At 68.8% G+C, this 3,335-nt stretch carries 2 protein-coding genes; both read right to left on the bottom strand.

Annotated features, from left to right (window positions below):
* Positions 1 to 218 precede the first annotated feature (218 nt).
* Positions 219 to 1,949 (bottom strand): LCP family protein, encoded by a 1,731-nt coding sequence (locus EBH09_RS14385; protein ID WP_121747418.1) that lies wholly within the window; start codon positions 1,947 to 1,949, stop codon positions 219 to 221.
* Positions 1,950 to 2,209: 260 nt separating this feature from the next.
* Positions 2,210 to 3,335 (bottom strand): LCP family protein (locus EBH09_RS14380; protein ID WP_238697309.1); only part of this gene is annotated, 1,126 nt, incomplete at its 5' end.

Here is a 3,335-nt window from a genome sequence, read left to right as displayed (position 1 = left end):
TTGCACACTGCTCTGCGTCATGCCTCTCCCCACCCGCGGATCCGCGAACGCCCCTCTGCGCTCTGTCCGTTCGCACAGTTGGACGTACGGTCCCCCTCGTTGGCTGTACGGCGGTCCCGACGAATTGCTCGCGTCCCGGAGGGCTACTCCCGTCCCAGCCGTCTCCCGGGCGCGCCGATGGACTGTCGTACTGTCAGACGCACGTGGAGCCCGTCAGGTCACTTCGCGCACTCGACCTTGTCCGCGGTGGACTTCTGGACCTCTTCGGGCGCCTTGGCGGAGGCGGCGTCGAGTTTGACCCCGGCGCCCTTGAAGTCCTTGCCGAGGGTGAGGGTCATGGTGGGCAGGCCCTGGGCGTTGGTGACGCTCTCGCCGGGCTTCATGGCGGCGCCGGACAGGCCGAGGATCTCGGCGAGGGCGCGGGCCTGGGCGGCCTGGTCGGGGGCGTACTCCAGGGTCGTCCTGGCGATCTCCACGTCGGCGTTGCCCGCGTTCTCCGACTTGGTGACGCCGGCCTCCGTCTGGAGGTAGGCCAGCTCCCGCTGGGCGCTGCCGCCGGAGGCGCCGCCGTTGAGGACGCGGACGCGGATCTCGGAGGGTTCGGACTTCTCGCCCTCCAGCCGGGCGGCGACGGCGGCCTTCTCCTTCTTCTCCTTCTCCGACTCCTTCTTCTTGACCTCGGTGAAGGAGACGTCGTTCCTGATCATGTCGAAGACCTGCTGGGCCGGCTCCTCCTGGAGGACGACGGTCGCCTTGATCTTCTCGGCCGGATTGTCCTTCACCGGCACCGTGGCGAAGGTCAGGTTCTTGGTGTTGAGCTTGCCCAGCTCCAGCCCGAGGTCCTTCAGCTTGCCGATACTGTCCAGCTTGGAGTCGACGGTCAGCGCCTCGGTCGCCGCCTCGGCCAGATTCAGCATCTTCGACGGGCTGGTGAGCGTGTCGTTGGACTTGAGCTTGCGCATCAGGGCGCTGAGAAACTGCTGCTGGATCTCGATGCGGCTCAGATCGCCGCCGAAGCCCACGGAGTGCCGGGTGCGCACGAAGGCCAGCGCTTCCTCGCCCTCGATCGTGTGCTTGCCCTTCGGCAGCTTCAGGTGCGAGTCCGGGTCGTCGATGGCCTTCGCCAGGCACACCTCGACTCCGTCGACCGCAGTGGTGAGCGTCTTGACCGCGTTGAAGTCGGCCACCATGAAGTTGTCGGGTGTGACCCCGGTCAGCTCGGTGACGGTCCGCATGGTGCAGCTGGGCGTACGGCCGCTCTGGCCGAGGCTCTGGTTGAAACGGACGCCGGTGGAGCCGGGGATGACCTTCTTGGACCCGTCCTCCTGCGTGGTCGGGCAGTCGGGGATGTCGACGATCAGGTCGCGGGGGATGCTGAGCGCGGTCGCGTTGGAGCGGTCCTTCGCGACGTGCAGCAGGATCGTGGTGTCGGCGTGGCCCGCGCTGCCGGTGTCGCCGTAGCCCTCGTTGCCGGCTCCGGTGCGCTTGTCGGTGCCGATCAGCAGGATGTTGATCGCCTTGTCCTTCTGGAAGCCACCGGTGCTCGCGCCGTCGTCGGCGACGGACTTGATGTTGTCGTTGAGATGCTCCAGATAGAGGTATCCGGCCGTGCCGGCGGCGAGGACGACGAACGCCATGGTGCCGCCGGTCCACAGCAGGACCTTCTTGCCCTTCGACTTCTTCTTGGCCGGCCGCCGGCGACCGCGCCGTCCGGGCGGCGGCTCCTCGGGTGCGGTACGGCGCCTGCGGGGAGGGGGGACCTCACGTTCCGGGGCGGTCGAGGGGGCCGACGCCTGTGCGCCGCGGCGGCGTGCACCGCGGGGGCCCGGGACGGTCGACTGCGGTGCGGAAGGGCTCAGTCGCAGTTCGTATTCGCCGGTGTCCGGATTGAGTACCCACTGGTCTGCGGGGTCGATGTTCTCCGCCCGCCCACGGCTTTGCGCGTCCACGGTTGTCCGAATCCTCCGTCGGGGCCCGCGGCGCCTTCCCCTCAAGGCGCCCGGTCTCGCTCACTCGGTGCGCGGCCTCGGGCAGAACCCCGTGGCCGGGCACACCGGAGCGCTCACATTAACCGCCCTGTTCGGCACGAGGCGATGGCAGTGACACATTCCACGAACCTTACAACTGGGCAATACGGCGCATTCCTTGGACAATTGTCCGCCCTTCCGTGCCCGCCTCACGCCCATCAGGCGTCGTCTTGGAATGCGCTTTACTCGCAGACGTCCTCCGCGGCGGTGTTCCCGCTGAACGTCGGTGCCGGGGAATCGCCGTCGCCGGGTTCCCGGGGGTTCCCGGAACCGTCCGGCGTGTCCGGCTCGGCCGCCGCCGCGATCGCCACGGGTTCGTCCGTCCGCAGGCGGGTGAACAGCTTCTCGGCGTCGGGCTCAACGAGTTGGTCGCGATTGGCGTCGCCCGCGTACGACTCCCGGGGAACGGTCAGGAATTGCACGCGTTCGGTGGGAATGCCGCGCAGTCCCCGTACGAGGTCGTACAGACCACGCAGACTCGCCAGGTCCGGATCCGTCGTGAGGGACGACGTGGCCGCGTCCAGAACGGGATACAACTTCACCGGATTCAGCAGTACGTCATTGCTCTGCACCTTGTTGACGAGCGCCCCCAGGAAACGCTGCTGCCGGTCCATCCGGTCGGTGTCACTGCCGTCACCGAGCGACTTGCGGGCGCGGACGTAGCCGAGCGCCTGCTCCCCGTCGAGCGTGACCCGGCCCGCGGGCAGTTTCAGCTTGGCGTCCTTGTCGTCGACCGGTTTCCGCAGGCACACCTCGACGCCGTAGAGCGCGTCGACCAGCTCCTTGAAGCCCTGGAAGTCGACGACCACGTGGTGGTCGATCCGGACGCTGGTCAGCTTCTCGACCGTACGGATCGAGCACGCCGAACCGCCCACCTCATAGGCGTGGTTGAACTGCGCGAGGACGGGCTCGGTGCGTGACCCGTCGGGGCGGCGGCAGTCGGGCACGTCCACCATCAGGTCGCGGGGGAGGGAGACGGCGGTGGCGCTGTCCCGGCCCGCGGCCAGGTGCAGCAGGATCGTGGTGTCCGACCGCTCGGTACCGGAGTCCCGGCCGTATCGCGCGTTGCCGTCGCCGGAGCGCGAGTCCGACCCGATCAGCAACACGTTCTGGGCGCCGCGGACCAGCGAGGTCGGCCGCTCCTTCTCGTACCGGGCCAGTTCGGCCGCCGCCGCCTCGTCCGACGTGATGTTGCCGTCCAGCTTGGCGTACACCGCCAACCCGACCCCCACGGCGCCGACGGCCAGCACGGCGACCACGATCCCGGAACGCCCCAGCCGTCGCCTGCGGCGCCGCCGCCTCAGACCG

Origin of the sequence: Streptomyces sp. E2N166 (assembly GCF_003671715.1) — a bacterium.
GTDB classification, from domain to species: Bacteria; Actinomycetota; Actinomycetes; order Streptomycetales; family Streptomycetaceae; genus Streptomyces; species Streptomyces thinghirensis.
The sequence above is the reverse complement of the archived record's forward strand: the minus strand, read 5'-3'. Positions and strand labels throughout refer to the sequence as shown.